Source organism: Specibacter sp. NPDC078709, from assembly GCF_040686795.1.
GTDB lineage: Bacteria > Actinomycetota > Actinomycetes > Actinomycetales > Micrococcaceae > Specibacter.
On sequence record NZ_JBFBLU010000005.1, the window covers coordinates 1 to 17360 of the forward strand.

Annotated in this window: 9 protein-coding genes; 1 reads left to right on the forward strand and 8 read right to left on the reverse strand. The window is 61.0% G+C overall.

The window, feature by feature from the left end; all coding sequences use genetic code 11:
• Positions 1–372 precede the first annotated feature (372 nt).
• The 3 genes from glgB to AB0P14_RS10495 are packed head-to-tail and all read right to left on the reverse strand — an operon-like array spanning position 373 to position 7970.
• Positions 373–4041: a 1,4-alpha-glucan branching protein GlgB gene (gene glgB / locus AB0P14_RS10485; RefSeq protein WP_363841457.1), complete on the reverse strand. Its 3669-nt coding sequence runs from the start codon at positions 4039–4041 to the stop codon at positions 373–375.
• Entirely contained in the window at positions 4041–5828 is a 1788-nt protein-coding gene (gene treS / locus AB0P14_RS10490) for a maltose alpha-D-glucosyltransferase (RefSeq protein ID WP_363841460.1), read from the reverse strand. Before treS ends, glgB begins: the two co-directional genes overlap by 1 nt.
• A gap of 3 nt (positions 5829–5831) precedes the next feature.
• A complete protein-coding gene (locus tag AB0P14_RS10495; protein WP_363842158.1) occupies positions 5832–7970 on the reverse strand; it encodes an alpha-1,4-glucan--maltose-1-phosphate maltosyltransferase in 2139 nt (712 codons plus the stop codon).
• 239 nt (positions 7971–8209) lie between these two features.
• On the opposite strand from AB0P14_RS10495, the gene glgP reads away from it, so the two are divergent.
• Positions 8210–10825 (forward strand): alpha-glucan family phosphorylase, encoded by a 2616-nt coding sequence (glgP, locus tag AB0P14_RS10500; RefSeq protein WP_363841463.1) that lies wholly within the window; start codon positions 8210–8212, stop codon positions 10823–10825.
• A gap of 208 nt (positions 10826–11033) precedes the next feature.
• Here glgP and glgX read toward each other — a convergent pair whose 3' ends face one another.
• The 5 genes from glgX to ispD form a co-directional block, all read right to left on the reverse strand.
• Positions 11034–13196 (reverse strand): glycogen debranching protein GlgX, encoded by a 2163-nt coding sequence (gene glgX / locus AB0P14_RS10505; RefSeq protein WP_363841466.1) that lies wholly within the window; start codon positions 13194–13196, stop codon positions 11034–11036.
• 2 nt (positions 13197–13198) lie between these two features.
• Positions 13199–14194, reverse strand: coding sequence for a 23S rRNA (guanosine(2251)-2'-O)-methyltransferase RlmB (rlmB, locus tag AB0P14_RS10510; RefSeq protein WP_363841468.1), 996 nt, complete (start codon positions 14192–14194; stop codon positions 13199–13201).
• Between the two features lie 356 nt (positions 14195–14550).
• Positions 14551–15969 carry a cysteine--tRNA ligase gene (cysS, locus tag AB0P14_RS10515; RefSeq protein ID WP_363841471.1) on the reverse strand — a complete coding sequence of 473 codons (1419 nt, stop codon included), beginning with the start codon at positions 15967–15969 and terminating at the stop codon, positions 14551–14553.
• 27 nt (positions 15970–15996) lie between these two features.
• Entirely contained in the window at positions 15997–16488 is a 492-nt protein-coding gene (gene ispF, locus AB0P14_RS10520; RefSeq protein WP_363841474.1) for a 2-C-methyl-D-erythritol 2,4-cyclodiphosphate synthase, read from the reverse strand.
• Between the two features lie 4 nt (positions 16489–16492).
• Entirely contained in the window at positions 16493–17272 is a 780-nt protein-coding gene (ispD, locus tag AB0P14_RS10525; RefSeq protein ID WP_363841477.1) for a 2-C-methyl-D-erythritol 4-phosphate cytidylyltransferase, read from the reverse strand.
• Positions 17273–17360: the final 88 nt, after the last annotated feature.

Consider the following 17360-nt stretch of genomic DNA (forward strand, 5'->3'; position numbering starts at 1 on the left):
CACAGGGGCGGCAACACACAACCAAATAACCAATTCAATATAAATAAATTGGTATCAATAAAACTTGGCACACTATTGAGTTCTCAAACAACAACCACACCCAGCCAACACACCACAAACCAACAAACAATCCATGACGATCAGTGCCGAGGCAACTTTTCAAGCTTACCCGCATGACTTCCTGGAAGTCAAATCCATGATATCGACTGCATTCAAACTTGCATTTGAACACGCATCATCGGGCCTATTTTCAAGGCCACATGAGTTTGTCTAGTTCCGGATCTGAACCATTCGTTCAGCGGAGTACTAACAATAGCACCTGCCTGCTGTGAACACAAAACAACAGGCAGGTGTCCAGAAGATGTCCGGAAGTTAGCGAGCAGAGGGGCCCTTCGGCACCAGGTAGAGGGCGCCCAGGGGCGGAACTCGCAAGCGCAGCGAGGCTTCCTGACCATCCCACGCGAGATCTTCAGCCGTAAGCTCGCCAATGTTGCGTACATCAGAACCGCCATAGACAGAAAGGTCTGTGTTGAGAGCTTCTTCCCATCCACCGAGCTGCGGCAAGCCCACCCGGTAGCCCTCATAGGCAACACCGGAGAAGTTGATGATGCACACCAGCGGGTTACCGGACTTGTCCCAGCGAACGAAGGAGAGCACATTGTTTTCTGTGTCGCCTCCGTTGAGCCAGGTGAAGCCCTCGGAAACATTGTCCAGCTCGTAGAGTGCCGGGGTGCCGGCATAGCTTTGGTTTAAGTCCCTGACCAATTCCTGAATGCCGCTGTGGGCCGGGTTCTCTGCCAGCCACCAATCCAGCCCGTGCTGTTCACTCCATTCAGCTTCCTGACCGAACTCGGTTCCCATAAAGATCAGCTGCTTACCGGGATGCGCCCACTGGAACGCAAGGTAGGCCCGCAGGTTGGCCAATTGCTGCCATCTGTCCCCTGGCATCTTGCGGAGCAATGAGCCCTTACCGTGCACCACCTCATCATGACTGATGGGCAGCATGAAGTTTTCCGTAAACGCGTAGACCAGGGAGAAGGTGATTTGGTTGTGATGCCAGCCTCGGTTGATGGGATCCTCTGCCATGTAGGTCAGCGAATCGTGCATCCAGCCCATGTTCCACTTGATGCCGAAGCCCAGCCCTCCACCACTGGTGGGCGCAGTAACTCCCGGGAACGCTGTGGATTCTTCGGCGATGGTGACAATTCCAGGGTTGCGCCGATAAGCGGTTGCGTTCATTTCCTGCAGGAAGCTGATGGCTTCCAAGTTCTCCCGACCACCGAAGCGGTTGGGGCTCCATGCGCCATCATCACGCGAATAGTCCAGGTACAGCATGGAGGCTACGGCATCCACACGCAGCCCGTCGATGTGGAACTCCTCAAACCAGTAAAGTGCGTTGGCGACCAGGAAGTTACGCACCTCATTACGGCCAAAATCAAAGATCAACGTGCCCCAGTCCGGGTGTTCTCCCAGTTGGGGGTTGGCGTGTTCATACTGCGCCACTCCATTGAACTTGGCCAGCGCCCATTCATCCTTGGGGAAATGAGCCGGAACCCAATCCATGATCACACCAATACCCGCTTGGTGCAGGGCATCAACAAGGTGCCGGAACTGGTCAGGGTGACCGAAACGCGAGGTTGGCGCGTAGTACGAGGTGACCTGGTATCCCCACGAACCACCAAAAGGGTGCTCCGAAACAGGCATCAGCTCAACATGTGTGAAGCCCAGCCACTGCACGTACTCGACCAATTCCTTGGCCAGTTCGACGTAGCTCAGGCCCGGCCGCCACGATCCCAGATGGACTTCATAAACGCTCATGGGCGCGTTGTGCGGATCGGACTTGGCTCGCTGCGCCATCCAGTCACCATCTTGGAAGGCATACGTTGATTCCACAACGCACGACGCCGTCAAGGGTGGCACTTCGGTGCCATAGGCCATGGGGTCCGCTTTTTGCAGCCACTGCCCGTTCTCAGTGAGAATCTCAAACTTGTAGCATTCGCCAGCAGCAATGTCTGGGATGAAAAGTTCCCAGATGCCACTGCCGCCTAGGCTGCGCATGGCATGGGCGCGCCCATCCCAGCTGTTGAACCCGCCAATGACACGCACAGCCTGGACGCCAGGTACCCAGACGGAAAAACTCACTCCTGATACCTCACCCAGCTGTGAGTGGTAGCGCTGGACATGGGCTCCAAGGACAGTCCACAACGTCTCGTGGCGACCCTCCGCAATCAGGTGCATGTCCAATTCGCCCACCGTGGGCAGGTATCGGTAGGGATCATCGCAGCGGAGCACGCCGTCGGCGTAGCCAACATCCAAGCGATAATCGGGCACCTTCCCGGAGTTTTCAACGGGAACAACGGCAACCCAAATTCCCCCGTGTTCGTGTGTCATTGGGTATTCCCCGGAATCTGTCACCACTTGTACCCCTGTTGCCAGATGTCGCAGAGTACGTATGGTGGCGAAACCCTCACCGCCTAAATGCGCACCCAGCACTGAGTGCGGGGCGTAGTACGTGCCCTCGGAAATTCTTGCCAAGACTTCCGCGTCGACTGCCATCGGGGCCAGCTTATTAAGTCCCACGTCCACACCACTTTCTCTGGTTTCAAACAATTCCCGCACGGCGTTTACCGGCACCCAGACCCAATCGGGCCGGTTTTGCAGTTCATATGCAACCTCATACAGCGCCTTATCCAGCCACAATGCCATGAATAGCGCCGAATCCTTGTCAATTTTCGTATCTGATCCGCTGTCATATCCAGCAATAAATGCCGCAGAACTACTCGCAGCCCACGCTGCCGCAACGGCGCGGGAAGTTGTTCCGGTGTCCGCAGCCTGCGCTCCGGCGTAGTCGAAGGAGCGCAGCATGCCGGCAATATCGCGCAGCACCACATCCACCCGGCTGCGTTCAGCCAGCGGGCGCAGCGGTTCACCTTCGAAGTCCAGAATGTGCCAGCCATCGCCCGGCGCAGCCGTGTCTTGGTGCAGGATCTGGCCCAGGTGCAGATCGCCGTGGATGCGTTGTAGAGGTGGCAATCGCTTTATTTGGTTCAGTCGAGCTAAAACACCCTGGAGTTGCTCACCATACGGCCCGATAGCAGTTCCCACTAGATCCCAGCTGACCTGTAGCCGCGCACTCAGGGATCCTATGAAGTCAGCAACACCAGCCGAATCCTGCCTGTGCTCGCCTAGGCTTTGCGCCAATCCAAGATGAACCTGCGCCAACGCCTCGCCGATGGCGTGAGCCTGCTCCGTAAAGTCCTTCCCAGCGGTGGCCGCTTCCAGGGCAACGACCCAAGCATCTCTCGCCGCTGGCACGAAGTCATGGACAACGAACAAGGTTGTGTTTTCTCGCCGAGTTTTCACCGCCAGTCGCAGCGCTGGCACTTGGGTAACTGCTTTTTTGTCAGCCAAACCCGAAAGAGCCACACCGATTTCCTGCTCGGGATGGTTCCCGGAATGCAACACCCTGAAGATTTTTACAATCACGGGACGGCCACCCAGCTCAAAGATGACAGAGCTGTTGGACTGTTCAGTCCCGACCACCCGAACCTTGGAAACCGCTCCCAATCCGACCCGACTCACATCAGACCATTGCGGATGCACCCAGCTGTGCAACCGAGCAGCGACAATGGCGGAGGCGCTTGAACCCTCATCTTGGAAAGAGTTATCCAGCAAATCCAGCCATGCTTGCAAGAATGCCCGGTCCCCTAGACCGTCGTACACGCTCAAGCCTGCTAGGCGACCCACAAACCCGACGGGGATTCTTTCTGGCACAGATGCGCTTTTAGGCTGCTCAGTCGTATGGAAACTCAAGGGAACTTGAAGTAACTGGCTGGATTCCTCCGGTCCAACCCGGACAAACAGCACGCGGAATCGAACCGTCGGGTCCGCGGACGGCAAGTCCAGCTCGCCTTCAAGGGCCAGCTGAGAATCGCCCGCCAACCCGCCCTTGCGGGGGTACCAGCGCTGGCGCGGCAACCATGAAGCCAAGAGAGCTAAAAGCGCCGAACGATCTGAAGAGTCCTTGAGCGTGTCCGCCATCAGTATCCGAACTCCGATCCGTCAATCACCGGCAGTGCCTGTGTTTGGGTGGACAGGGTGTTAGATGACTGCGAACGCACACGCAACCAAAAGAAATCGTAGGACCCCAGCGTCAAGGTGAGGTGGCCGCCGTCGTCAATTCCGGGGAAAATATCGCCACCAAAAACATCACGCAGCCCGCGGCCGGCCAAACCCGGCAGATTCAGAGTGGCTGCGGAGGGGTGCTGGGACAAGTTGAATACGCACAGGACGGTCTCGGGTGCCTCCCCTTCGGCATTGCCCACGGGCAGCACGCGCAAGAAAGCCAGCACGGATTCGTGTGAGGTGTCCACGTTGTCGTAACGGCCCAGGCCAAAAGCTGGGTGGGCTTTGCGGATCTTGAGGATCTGTTTGTTCCAGTGCAGCAGCGAACTGGTGTGCGCCGTCTGGGCCTCAACGTTGACGTGGTTGTAGTGGTACACCAGCGATTGCACCACCGGCAGGAAGAGCTTGCCCGGGTCGGCATTGGAAAAGCCGGCATTCCGATCCGGGTTCCACTGCATGGGTGTGCGCGAGGCATCCCGGTCATCGAGCCAAATGTTGTCCCCCATGCCGATCTCATCGCCGTAGTACAGGAAGGGACTGCCCGGCAGTGCCAGCAGGAGTGCGTTAATGAGCTCAATCTCGGCGCGAGAGTTATCCAACAAAGGTGCCAGCCGGCGTCGGATACCAATGTTGGCGCGCATGCGAGAATCCGGGGCGTACCAGCCCAGCATGGCCTCGCGCTCGGACGGGGTCACCATTTCTAGGGTCAGCTCGTCATGGTTGCGCAGGAACGTTCCCCACTGAGCGCCCTGTGGAATGGCCGGGGTGTTGGCCATGGTCTCCACGATCGGGGCGGCTTTCTGATCCCGCAACGCGTAGTAGAGCCGGGGCATGATGGGAAAGTGGAACGCCATGTGACATTCGGGCACTTCTTCCGTACCAAAGTAATCCACCACTTCGTGGGGCATCTGGTTCGCCTCGGCGATGATCACCCGGCCGGGGAACTCGGCGTCGACCATGGCTCGCAAGTCCTGCAGGAACTGGTGGGTGGCTGGCAGATTCTCGCAGTTGGTGCCGTCCTCGGCGAACAGATAAGGAATAGCGTCGGCGCGGAAACCGTCAATGCCTTGTTCCATCCAGAAGCGCACCACATCAAAAATGGCGGCCCTGACAGCGGGGTTCTTGAAGTTCAAATCCGGCTGGTGGCTGAAGAAACGGTGCCAGAAGAATTGGCGACGGATGGGATCGAACGTCCAGTTGGATTCCTCCGTGTCCACGAAGATGATTCGGGCGTCCTGATATAGCTCAGTGGTGTCGCTCCACATGTAGAAATCGCCATAGGGGCCCTCCGGGTTTTCCCGCGACGCCTTGAACCACGGGTGCTGGTCAGAGGTGTGGTTGATGGGCAGATCGATGATGATCCGCATGCCACGTTCGTGCGCCTGGGTAACCAAGGATTTGAAATCTCTGATGGTGCCGTAGGCTTCCATGACGGCGGTGAAATCGCGGACGTCGTAGCCGCCGTCGAGCAGGGGCGAATCAAAGAATGGCGGCACCCACAGGCAGTCGATCCCCAACCATTGCAGGTAGTCCAGGCGGGAAATCAGCCCAGAAAAATCCCCGGCCCCGTCCTCGTTGGCATCGGCAAAACTCTGCACCAGCACTTCATAAAAGACGGCCTTCCGGTACCAGTGCGGGTCGTGAGCCAACCCGGGCGCGTTCAAGTTGAACTGCGGCGCACTATTGGCATGTGGGAAGGCCATGTGTCATCTCCTAATGTGCAGGATATGTGCTGGTTCCAGGTGTGCATCGAGGCGGAAGTAGTTCTTCTTGCCCCAGTTCCAGGTGGCACCGGTGACCAGATCATCCACCAGGAACGTGCCATCCGGGGACAGCCCCTCCAGCTCCAGGGTATCCAGGTCAAGAGTCACTTCGCCTTCACGCATGCTGTGCGGGTCCACATTGATCACCACAATGATGGTGTCCTTGCGGGCAGGCTCAGTAGCTGTGGCGGCAATGTTCTTGTGTTTGCTAAACACCAGCACAGCATCATTGGAGCTCTTGTGCAGGCTCAGGTTTTGCAGATCCAGCAGGGCCGGGTGTGCGCGACGGATGGTATTGAGCAGGGTAACAAACGGGGCCAGCGATTTCCCGGCAGCTTCGGCCGCGGCAAAGTTCCGGTCCTTGAACTCATACTTCTCATTGTCAATGTTCTCTTCGGACCCCGGCCGCGCCACGTGCTCGTAGAGCTCATAGCCGGCATACATGCCCCATAGTGGACTGCCCATAGCGGCGAGGATGGCGCGGATCTTGAACGCCGCCGGCCCGCCGTACTGCAGGTATTCGGTGAGAATATCCGGGGTGTTGACGAAGAAGTTGGGACGGAAATACCCTGCCGATTCACGGCTCACATGCACCAGGTACTCTTCGAGTTCTTCCTTGGTGTTGCGCCACGTGAAGTAGCTATACGACTGCTGAAAACCAGCCCGCCCCAGCGCGGCCATCATGGCCGGACGGGTGAAAGCCTCAGCCAGGAACACCACATCCGGGCTCTCGGCATTGATGATGCCAATGAGCCATTCCCAGAACCAGACCGGCTTGGTGTGCGGGTTATCGACACGGAAAATCCGCACCCCGCGCTCAATCCACAGCCGGACAATACGCAGAATCTCGGCGCTGAGCCCGGCAGGATCGTTGTCAAAATTTAGCGGGTAAATGTCTTGGTACTTCTTGGGCGGGTTTTCCGCGTACGCAATGGTGCCATCGACTCGAGTGGTGAACCACTCCGGGTGCGCCGTGGCCCAGGGATGATCCGGAGCGCATTGCAGCGCCAAATCCAGCGCAATCTCTAGCTCCAGCTCATTGGCAGCCGCCACAAACGCCGCAAAATCCTCCAGCGAGCCCAGATCCGGATGAATGGCGTCGTGACCACCAGCCGCCGATCCGATCGCCCACGGCGATCCCGGATCCTGTGGCCCGGCCACCAACGAATTGTTGGGACCCTTGCGGTTGATGGTGCCGATGGGGTGAATGGGCGGCAGATACACCACGTCAAAACCCATGGCCGCGACGGCGGGAAGACGGTTGCGAGCCGTGCGGAAATTGCCGCTGGTCCACTCCCCCGTCTCAGGATTGCGACGTGCGCCTTCCGAGCGTGGGAAGAACTCGTACCAGGCGCCACGTCCGGCGGCATCGCGCTCCACCAGCAGCGGGTATTCGCGGCTTACCGTCACGTGATCGCGCAGCGGGAAACGTTCGACGGCGGCACGCACCTCTTTGCCCGTGCCGCCGGCTAGGCGGTCATTGGTATTCAGGGACGAATCCGCCAAGGTGCCCGACGCCTGCTTGAACACGCTGGCGGCTTCCGGTGCGGTGGCTTTGGCTTCCTTGGCGGCGTTGCCTAGCAGCAGCGCACCTTCGGCCAGCATGACCTCAACATCAACATCGGCGTTGATCTTCACTTGGGCGTTGTGGGCCCAGGTGGCAAACAGATCGGTCCAGCCTTCGACGACGAAGCTCCACGTTCCTTCGAAAACGGGAGTCAGCACGCCTTCCCAAGAATCGGTACCTTTAGCTCCGGGCGTCATCTTGGCGCGCTGGACTTCAGACTTATCCGGCGCCAAGAGCACGGCCGTGGCACCCAACGCGTCGTGGCCTTCACGGAAAATGACGGCACTGACCCGGACATCGGCGCCGCGGATGGCCTTGGCCGCAAATTTGCCGTCTTCAAGAACGGGCTGGACGTTGGTGATGGGAATCCGGCCAAAGCGCAGACCCTGCTGCGGATCCGCGGGCACAGTTGCTGTGGTGGGCACAGTTGCTTCGGCGGGCACAGCGGGGGTGATTAGTGCAGCGGCAGGCGAGGGGACCGGCGTCGTACTCGATTTTTCGACGGCGGCAGGCATGGCTGCGCGTCCGGCGGCGTTGGCGGGCACATTTCGCGAAGGCTTAGAAGTACTCACAAACTGAACGTTAGCGACTCCCGGCCAAGATTGCTAAGGTCGCCCGCCATGTAGACGCGTTGGGCCGTCATACGGGGACGGAATTGCCGGTTCGGGGCCGCCTTCGGGCGTGGCGCGTAACAAGCAGCGAATTTGTCACATTTTTGCTCAGCGCGCGGTCGGAGTGGGCTAGTGTGACCGGCATGAAGGCAATTCGCAGATTCACTGTCCGCACTGTTGTCCCCGCGCAGATCTCCGCGCTGACCCGGTTGGCGACCAACCTCCGCTGGTCCTGGCACGTGCCCACCCGCGCCCTATTTGAGTCCCTCAGCCCGGAGCTGTGGGAAAAATCCCGCCGCGATCCGCTCGCCATGCTCTCCGCCCTCTCGCGCGAACAGCTGCAGACATTGGCCGCTGATCCAGACGTGGTGGCCCGCGTGACCGCAGCGGCCAGCAGCCTGGAAAAGTACCTGTCCCAGCCCCGCTGGTACCAAAGCCTGGGCGCGGATGCTCCGGAATGCATCGCCTACTTCTCCCCCGAATTCGGCATCACCGAGGTGCTGCCGCAGTACTCCGGCGGACTCGGAATTCTGGCCGGCGACCACCTGAAATCTGCTTCCGATCTGGGTGTTCCGCTGATCGGCGTTGGACTTTTGTACCAGGCCGGCTACTTCAAGCAGTCGTTGTCCAAGGACGCCTGGCAGCAAGAAAGCTACCCGCTGCTGGATCCTGACGCCCTGCCGCTGACCTTGCTGCGTGAGGAGGACGGCACACCCGTGCAGATTCACCTTCCGTTGCCTGATAACCGGTTGCTGCGCGCGCATGTTTGGCGTGCCGATGTGGGCCGGGTCCCTCTGCTGTTGCTCGATTCCAATGTTGCCGAGAACGACGACGCCGCCCGCGGGGTCACCGATCGGCTTTACGGCGGCGGTGGCGATCACCGTCTGACGCAGGAACTGCTGCTGGGCATGGGCGGGGTAAAGGCGTTGCGCGTTCACGCCCGTCTCACCGGCACCGCTGCGCCGGAAGTTTTCCATACCAACGAGGGGCACGCAGGCTTCCTCGGCATCGAACGCATCCGCGAACTCATGGACCCGGCCATCACGCCGTCGCCGCTTTCGTGGAGCGAGGCGCTGGCGGCCGGCCGCGCGTCGACAGTTTTCACCACGCACACCCCCGTACCGGCAGGGATTGACCGCTTCCCGCGCAGCATGATCGAGCACTTCTTCGCGGGTTCTCTGGCGCCGGGCGTTCCGGTCCCTGAAATCCTCGCTCTGGGCGCTGAGAATTACGACGGCGGCGACTCCGAGGTGTTCAATATGGCCGTCATGGGACTGCGCCTGGCCCAGCGCGCGAACGGCGTGGCCAAGCTGCACGGCGTGGTCTCGCGCGGCATGTTTTCCGGTCTCTGGCCGGGCTTCGATGTGGCCGATGTGCCCATCACCTCCGTCACCAACGGCGTGCACGTGCCCACCTGGATTGACCCGCAGCTGGCCGCGCTGGCGCGGGACCGCTTTGGCGCCGAGGTAGTGGACGGCCCGGATTGGTCCAAGGTGTACGAGGTCAGCGACGCGGACGTCTGGGCCATGCGCCGGCGCCTGCGCTTTGCCCTGGTCGAGGACGCCCGTGCCCGCCTGCGCTCTTCGTGGAAGAAGCGCGGTGCCGCCGATGCCCAGCTGGCCTGGACCGATTCCGCCCTGGATCCGGACGTGCTGACTATTGGTTTTGCGCGCCGCGTGCCCACCTACAAACGGCTGACACTGATGTTGCGCGACCCCGCCCGGCTCAAGGCACTGCTGCTGCACCCGGAGCACCCGATCCAAATCATCATCGCCGGAAAATCGCACCCCGCGGACGACGCCGGCAAGAAAATGATCCAGGATTTGGTGCAGTTCACCGACGATCCCGAGGTGCGCCACCGCATCATCTTCCTGCCCAACTACGACATCGCCATGGCCCGCACCCTCTTCCCCGGCTGCGATGTGTGGCTCAACAACCCGCTCCGACCGCTCGAGGCCTGCGGCACCTCCGGCATGAAGGCCGCCATCAACGGCTCGCTGAATCTGTCCGTCATGGATGGTTGGTGGGATGAAATGTACGACGGCGAAAACGGCTGGGCGATCCCGACGGCCAATACCGGGGCAGACGAAACGGAACGCGACGATATCGAGGCCGCCGCCCTCTACGAATTGTTGGAAACGCAGGTTGCGCCGCGCTTCTACGGCGAAGTGGTGGCTGCGGCCGCCGGGGCTGCAGGACCCTCTCAAGCACACGACGGCGGACTGCCCGCGCACTGGATTTCCATGATCAAGCACACCATCGCCCACCTGGGGCCGGCCGTTTCAGCGAACCGCATGGTGGCCGAATACGTGCAGCGTTTGTATCAGCCGGCAGCTGTGGCTGGGCGGCTTGCCCGGGCCGAAAACTACGCCTCGGTGCGTGAGCTTGCGGCGTGGATTGATCGGGTCCGGCCCGCTTGGCAGGAAGTCCATGTGGAACATGTGGAATCCTACGGGCTCACAGATGAACCGCAAATTGGTGAAACCCTGCAGGTCCGAGCCCACATCATGTTGGGATCGTTGAACCCCGCGGATGTCCAGGTCAACGTGGTGTACGGCACGGCCGGAGAAAGCGATGATCTGAGTTCAACACAGACCCTGGCGCTGGACTCGGTGCAGGACAACGGTGGTGGCCGGTACCAGTACGCGGCCGATCTGCTGATCGACCGATCCGGCGACTTCGGCTACGGCGTTCAGGTGCTGCCCCGCCATGCGTCACTGGCTAACCCGGCCGAGCTGGGGCTGATCACCACAGCGTAAGATGTGACCCCCGGTGATTGAGCCTGCCGGTGGCTGAGCCTACCAAAAGCCCGGCCCAGCTACCGCCAAGTCCGGCTACCGCCGGGTCCGCCGCTCGCAGAAAGATTTTTTAGGGCTCGTTCCTCGCCGAAAAAATCCGTGCTCACTATCCGGCCCGGCGTTCGCCGGGCCGGATAGTCCGCTCGGCTGTGGTGGGAACCGGTGGGGACTACGTGCCGGAAAGGTCGTTCCGGAAAATCTGGACGGTATTTGCACAGGCGCGCACGGCGTCTCCTGCTTCGATCAGCGGTTCCGAACGGGACAGCGTGAAGGTGGGTTCGCCGTCGTCCGTCCGAATCGGGGCCTCCGTGGTCATCCGCAACATATAGGGCCGCGGCGTGCCGGCGATCTCGCTTTCGGGATCACTGAAGCGCGGGTTCGCGGGGAGCACCACGTCCTCATCCGTGATGCCGGTGTTGAAGACGACCAAGCCGTCCACCGCGCCATCCGGGGATCCCATGAGCATGGTGAGGACACGTTCGTGCGGATTTCCCCAGGCTTCCGGGGTCATCGGCTCGCCATTGGCGCCGAACCAGTGGATGAAGGCTTGTCCGCCACGGGTGGGGTAACTGCTGGGCTGGGCGGCGAGGAAATCCTTACGGATCTTCAAGAGGCGCGTGGTGGCCGCGAGCATGGTCTTGGCCTCGTCGTCCATGGTCCAATCGACCCAGGCGATCTCATTGTCCTGGCAGTAAACGTTGTTATTTCCACCTTGGCTGCGGCCAATCTCATCGCCCGCGGTGATCATGGGGACGCCCAAAGCTAGCAGCATGGTGGCCATCAGGTTGCGGCTGGTCCGGGCACGCTGGGCCAGTGTGTTGGGGTTGTTGGTGATGCCCTCGACGCCGTGGTTCCAGCTGCGATTGTTGCTGGTGCCGTCGCGGCTATCTTCCTGATTGTCCTCATTGTGCTTGTGGTTGTAGGCAGTGAGGTCAGCCAAGGTGAAGCCGTCATGGGCCGTGATCAAGTTGACCGTGGCCATGCGGCTACGCCCCGAGGCGGCAAACATCGCAGCCGACCCGCCCAATGCATCACCGAACTTCGCCAGCCCATTGTGATGGTACCCGGCCAGCATCGCAGCCCGATCGGTGAGCCAGACATCGCGGACATTGTCACGGAAGGAATCGTTCCAATCGGCCCAACCGGTCGGGAAATTACCGGTCTGCCAGCCACCGTAGCCAACATCCCACGGTTCCGCGATGAGCTTGGTGGAGGCCAGCACGCCGTCGGTAGCTGCTGCGAGCAGGAACGGATGGTTGTTATTGAAGGCGTGCTCGCCGTCGCGCGCCAATGACACGGCAAGATCGAAACGGAAGCCGTCAATATGGAATTCTTCAACCCAATAGCGCAGCGAATCCATGGCCATCTTGATGACGTGCGGATTGCTGAAATTCAGGGTGTTGCCACAGCCTGTGGTGTCGTAATACTGGCCGTCGCGCATACGGTAATACTGCTCTTCGGCGAGGCCACGCCAACTGTACGACGGGCCGCCGGAGCCACCCTCGGCCGTGTGGTTGTAAACCACATCGAGGATCACTTCAATACCCGCCATATGCAGCAGCTTGATCATGCCCTTGAGCTCGGCCTGGACAGCCTGCGGCCCGGCCGCCTGCGCCGCAGCACTGGCGTACTGGACATGCGGGGCAAAGAATCCCAGCGTGTTGTAGCCCCAGTAATTAGTCATGCCCGTGCCGTGCAGATGTGGCTCGTCAATGTGGAAATGCACCGGCAAAAGTTCGACGGCGGTCACCCCCAACTCCTGTAGGTGCGCAATCATCGCGGGGTGCGCCATACCGGCATACGTTCCGCGAATATCTTCCGGCACCTCTGGGTGGAGCATGGTCTGGCCCTTGACATGGGCTTCGTAAAACACGGTCTCGCGCCACGGCGTGTTGGGACGCTTAACAGTGCCCCAGTCAAAGCCCGAATCCATCCGCACCGAAAGGTACCGGCTCACGCCGTCAGCATCGGTCTGCTCATCGATGTACCGGCCATACGGATCCAGCAAGAGCTGCACGGCTTCGGGATCAATCAGGAGCAATTCCTCCTGGGTGGCATCCATATTCGTGTAGAAGCCGTAGCGCGTTCCCGGCGGCATGTTTTCCACCAAACCGTGGTGCACGCCGTCGGTCTTATCCGCCAAGAGCACTGCTTTCCAACCGCCGCCTGGCGGCTGGAAACACAAAATCACATCACGGTAGGCAGGCGAATACACCGCCACATTGGCGGCAGTCTGACCATGTTCTCTGGGAATGGAGCTGACGCCCAGAGGATAGTGGCGCGACAAGGCCGCACCCAACGTGCTGATCGCCTCAATGACGGTGATAGCCATGGCTAGCTTTGGGCCGAGCGTTGCTTAGAGATCTCGTACAGCGTGATGCCGACTGCCATGGAGGCGTTGAGTGATTCCATGGCCGAGTCGATCGGAATGGAAACAATTTGATCGCAGTTTTCGCGCACTAGGCGGGACAGGCCCTTGCCCTCAGAGCCAACCACAATGCACACAGGCTCCTGCGCCAGTCCCAGAGCGGGCAGCGAAACGTCGCCGTCGCCGTCGAGCCCTAGAACAAAGAATCCCATCTTCTGGAAGGCGCCGATGGCACGGTTCAGGTTGGGAGCCTTGGCAACGGGCACGCGGACGGCGGCACCGGCGCTGGTCTTCCAGGCAGCTGCGGTCACACCGGCGCTGCGACGCTCCGGGATAATGACGGCGTGGCCGGAGAACGCCGAAACGCTACGAATGATGGCGCCGAGGTTGCGGGTATCGGTGATGCCGTCTAGGGCGACGATCAGCGGGGCGTTGGCGATGTGGCCCTTTTTCCACTGGCCGATGATTTCGCTGGCCTTATCTACCGCATCTTCGTAGTCGTACGGCGGAATCTGCAGTACTAGGCCCTGGTGGATGGCGTCTTCGGTGAGGCGGTCCAGCTCAGGCTTGTGGGCTTCGAGCAAGGGGATGCCGCGTTCGGTGGCCAGCTTGATGGATTCGCGCACGCGCTCGTCCATGTCAACGCGGACAGCAACGTAGAGCGCCTTTGCGGGGATGCCTGCGCGCAGCGCCTCAACCACAGAGTTACGGCCGGTCACGAGCTCTTCGGTGGCCTTGCCCTTGGGGCCGCTATTGCGGCGCGGGGAGTTGCTGGTGCCAGCACGCTTGGCAGCGGAGCGATCGGCAAGCTCCTTGTTCTTGAACGCTTTGTGGTACGTACGCTCTTCAGCCTTAGGGGTAGGACCCTTGCCCTCGAGTGCCTTGCGACCAAGCCCGCCCGTGCCCTTGATGGGACCCTTCTTGAGCTTGCGAACAGCGCCGGAACGGGGATTGTTGGCCATGGTGAAACCCTTAAGATTGGTGCGGCGCCTAACAACAGGCACCGAAGTTCGTCAAACTAATCTGTCAAACTATTGCGTCAGCGGGCACATTTTTGGCACGCCGGATAACGGGAAACAACAAACCCGTAACTAGTAGCTTACGGCCTCGATGCAAATCCCGCGCCACATCCACGAAAAAGTGGCACTTCTCACCACTGCCCGTGGCTGTCATCTTCTCTCGGCAAAGCCCATCCACTAGAAACCCCATCTTCTCTGCAAGGCCCGGCGCGGGAGGGTTGGCGCGAACACTGCGCTAGCGTCCGTGAATTTTCAACCATTGCTGCGATAGCGTCCGTGGGAGGGGGCTTTTTGTGGGGCTATTTCTTCAGGGACCAGCTGGAGCCTGTTGCGGAATCTGCAACCTCGACGCCGGCTGCTGCCAGCAGGTCGCGGATCCTGTCCGATTCGGCCCAGTTTTTCTCCGCCCGGGCCTGCGCGCGGGCCTCGAGCTGGGCCTTGACGAGAATGTCGAGCGCCGTCAGCTCGGCCCCCGAGCCACTGCCCTGCTGCCACTGCGCATCCAACGGGTTGATGCCCAATGCATCCGTCATACCCATCACGGCGAGGAACGCATCCTGCAGCGCGTCCTTGTCCCCCGAGGCGAGTGCTGTGTTACCGGCCCTTACGGTTTCATGCAGCACGGCGAGGGCGGCAGGAATGTTCAGGTCGTCGTCCATGGCCTTGCCAAACGCCTCCGGACGGGTTCCGATGTAGCCAAAATCGTTCCCCGGGAAAAGCTGGGCCAGGGCCGCCTTGGCGAACGTCTCGATGCGGTCGACGGCGGCAGCGGCCTCCGTGAGCGAGCCCGGACGGTAGTCCAGCACCGAGCGGTAGTGTGCCTGCCCCAGGTAGTAGCGGACCACGAGGGGACGGGCGAGTTCTAGCATTTCGCGTGGGTTGATGGTGTTGCCGATGGACTTGGACATTTTTTCACCCTGGTAGGTGACCATGCCGTTGTGCATCCAGAAGTTGGCGAAGCCGTGGCCGGCAGCCTGCGACTGTGCCATCTCGTTCTCGTGGTGCGGGAAGCGCAGATCCAGGCCACCACCGTGAATATCAAACTCGGTGCCGAGGTATTTGGTGACCATGGCCGAGCACTCCAGATGCCACCCTGGGCGGCCGGCGCCCCACGGAGACTCCCACCGGGCAGTCTCCGGATCGCCTTGTTTATGACCCTTCCACAGCGCAAAGTCGCGGGGATCGCGCTTGCCCCGGGGATCGGCGTCGGGCGCTGCCTGCATGTCATCAATATTTTGGTGAGTAAGGGAGCCGTACTGCTTCCAGGAGCGCACATCAAAGTAGACGTCACCGGAGTCATCCAGGGCCGGGTAAGCATGGCCGCGCTCGATCAACGTGGCAATGAGGGCGTGCATCTCGGGGATATGGCCGGTGGCGCGGGGCTCGTAGGTGGGCTTCTGAATACCCAACGACTCGTAAGCGGTAGCGAAAGCCTGCTCAAAGCGGTAGGCCAGCCCCCACCAGGGCTCGTTGTTTTCGGCGGCCTTGACGAGAATTTTGTCGTCAATGTCCGTCACGTTGCGCACCACTGTGACGTCGTAGCCGCTGGTCTGCAGCCAGCGCGTCAGCTGGTCAAAGGCGAGGGCGGAGCGGACGTGGCCGATGTGCGGCTCGCCCTGGACAGTGGCGCCGCAGTAGTACAGCGAAACCTGCCCCTCTTTGAGCGGGACGAAGTCGCGGGTGGCGGCGGTGGCGGAGTCATGGAATCGCAGGGTCACGGCTCTAGGGTATCCCTTCAGAAAGATTTACGGGTGCTCGTGCTGGATGACCAGGGCGGTGGCAATAGCGGTGATGCCTTCGCTGCGGCCGGTGAATCCCAACCCGTCGGAGGTGGTGGCACTGACGGATACGGGCGCTCCGGCGGCAAGGCTCAAGGCGGCTTCTGCCTCGCGACGGCGGGGTGAAAACTTGGGCCGGTTGCCAATGAGTTGCACAGCAACATTGCCAATCTCAAAGCCTGCTTCACGCACAATCCGGGCCGCCTCCCCCAATAATTTCGCACCGGATGCGCCGGCGTATTCGGGGCGGTCGGTGCCAAAGTGGGTGCCGAGATCGCCTACTCCGGCTGCCGAAAATAGGGCGTCGGCAGCTGCGTGGGCTACGGCGTCGCCGTCGGAATGGCCGCTAAGTCCGCGTTCGCCTTCCCACAGCAAGCCTGCGAGCCAGAGCGGAGCGGGGGAATGATCGGGGGCGAAGGCGTGCGTGTCGACGCCGATGCCTGTGCGGGGCAAGATCATGGGCTTAGCCTTCAATCCATCGGGGGCGCAGCGGCCCTTCCAGCAGTGCCTCGGCTAGCAGCAGATCGGTGGGCGAGGTGATTTTCAGGCTGTGGGTTGAGCCCTGCACCACGAACACGTCCTCGCCAAGGGCTTCCACCAGCATGGCGTCGTCGGTGATGGCTGCTAGCTCGTCGTCGCTGAGTGTCAGGGCGTGAGCGTGAGCCTGGCGCAGGGTTGCGAGGTCGAATCCTTGGGGAGTTTGGACCGCTCTCAACACGCTGCGCGTGGGCGTGCCCACCACCTTCTCCACGCCAGCGCCCGTGGCGGGCAGAGTTCCTGGTTCCACGGTCTTGATGGTGTCCACCACGGCCAGCGCCGGGATGACGGCTTTGGCACCATCGCGCAGGGCTGCTGCTACGCGGCTGAAGACTCCCGACGGCGTCAGCGGCCGGGCGGCGTCGTGAATCATCACGGTGGTGACGCCCTCCGCCAAGCTGGCCAAGGCTGCGGCCACAGAGTCCGAACGCTCAGCTCCACCCTCGACAACGGTGAAAAGGATACCTTGAGCCTGCGCCAGCTCGGCAGCGGTCTCACAAATGGTCACCAGCTCGGTATCCTCGGGCGGAATGGCGACGCAGATTTGGGCCGCCACACCTGCCTTGACCACGCCACGAATCGCATGGAGCAGCATGGGCTGACCAGCCACCGGAACGCGGGCTTTGGGAACACCGTAGCCTAGGCGCTGCCCGGAACCGGCTGCAACAATAACAACGGCACAGGAGCCTGTCTTGACCTCAATCATGTTCTCTACAGTAGTCCGGTGGGCCCGGTCTTGGTCTAGACGGTACAACTTTGGGCCACCCATGCAAAAACCCCCACACCAAGAGGCG

What these genes read in the sequence shown, in the direction of transcription:
- glgB (WP_363841457.1), bottom strand. Translation starts at nt 4,041, where the DNA reads ATGGCGGACACGCTCAAGGACTCTTCAGATCGTTCGGCGCTTTTAGCT.
- treS (WP_363841460.1), bottom strand. Translation starts at nt 5,828, where the DNA reads ATGGCCTTCCCACATGCCAATAGTGCGCCGCAGTTCAACTTGAACGCG.
- AB0P14_RS10495 (WP_363842158.1), bottom strand. Translation starts at nt 7,970, where the DNA reads ATGCCTGCCGCCGTCGAAAAATCGAGTACGACGCCGGTCCCCTCGCCT.
- glgP (WP_363841463.1), top strand. Translation starts at nt 8,210, where the DNA reads ATGAAGGCAATTCGCAGATTCACTGTCCGCACTGTTGTCCCCGCGCAG.
- glgX (WP_363841466.1), bottom strand. Translation starts at nt 13,196, where the DNA reads ATGGCTATCACCGTCATTGAGGCGATCAGCACGTTGGGTGCGGCCTTG.
- rlmB (WP_363841468.1), bottom strand. Translation starts at nt 14,194, where the DNA reads ATGGCCAACAATCCCCGTTCCGGCGCTGTTCGCAAGCTCAAGAAGGGT.
- ispF (WP_363841474.1), bottom strand. Translation starts at nt 16,488, where the DNA reads ATGATCTTGCCCCGCACAGGCATCGGCGTCGACACGCACGCCTTCGCC.
- ispD (WP_363841477.1), bottom strand. Translation starts at nt 17,272, where the DNA reads ATGATTGAGGTCAAGACAGGCTCCTGTGCCGTTGTTATTGTTGCAGCC.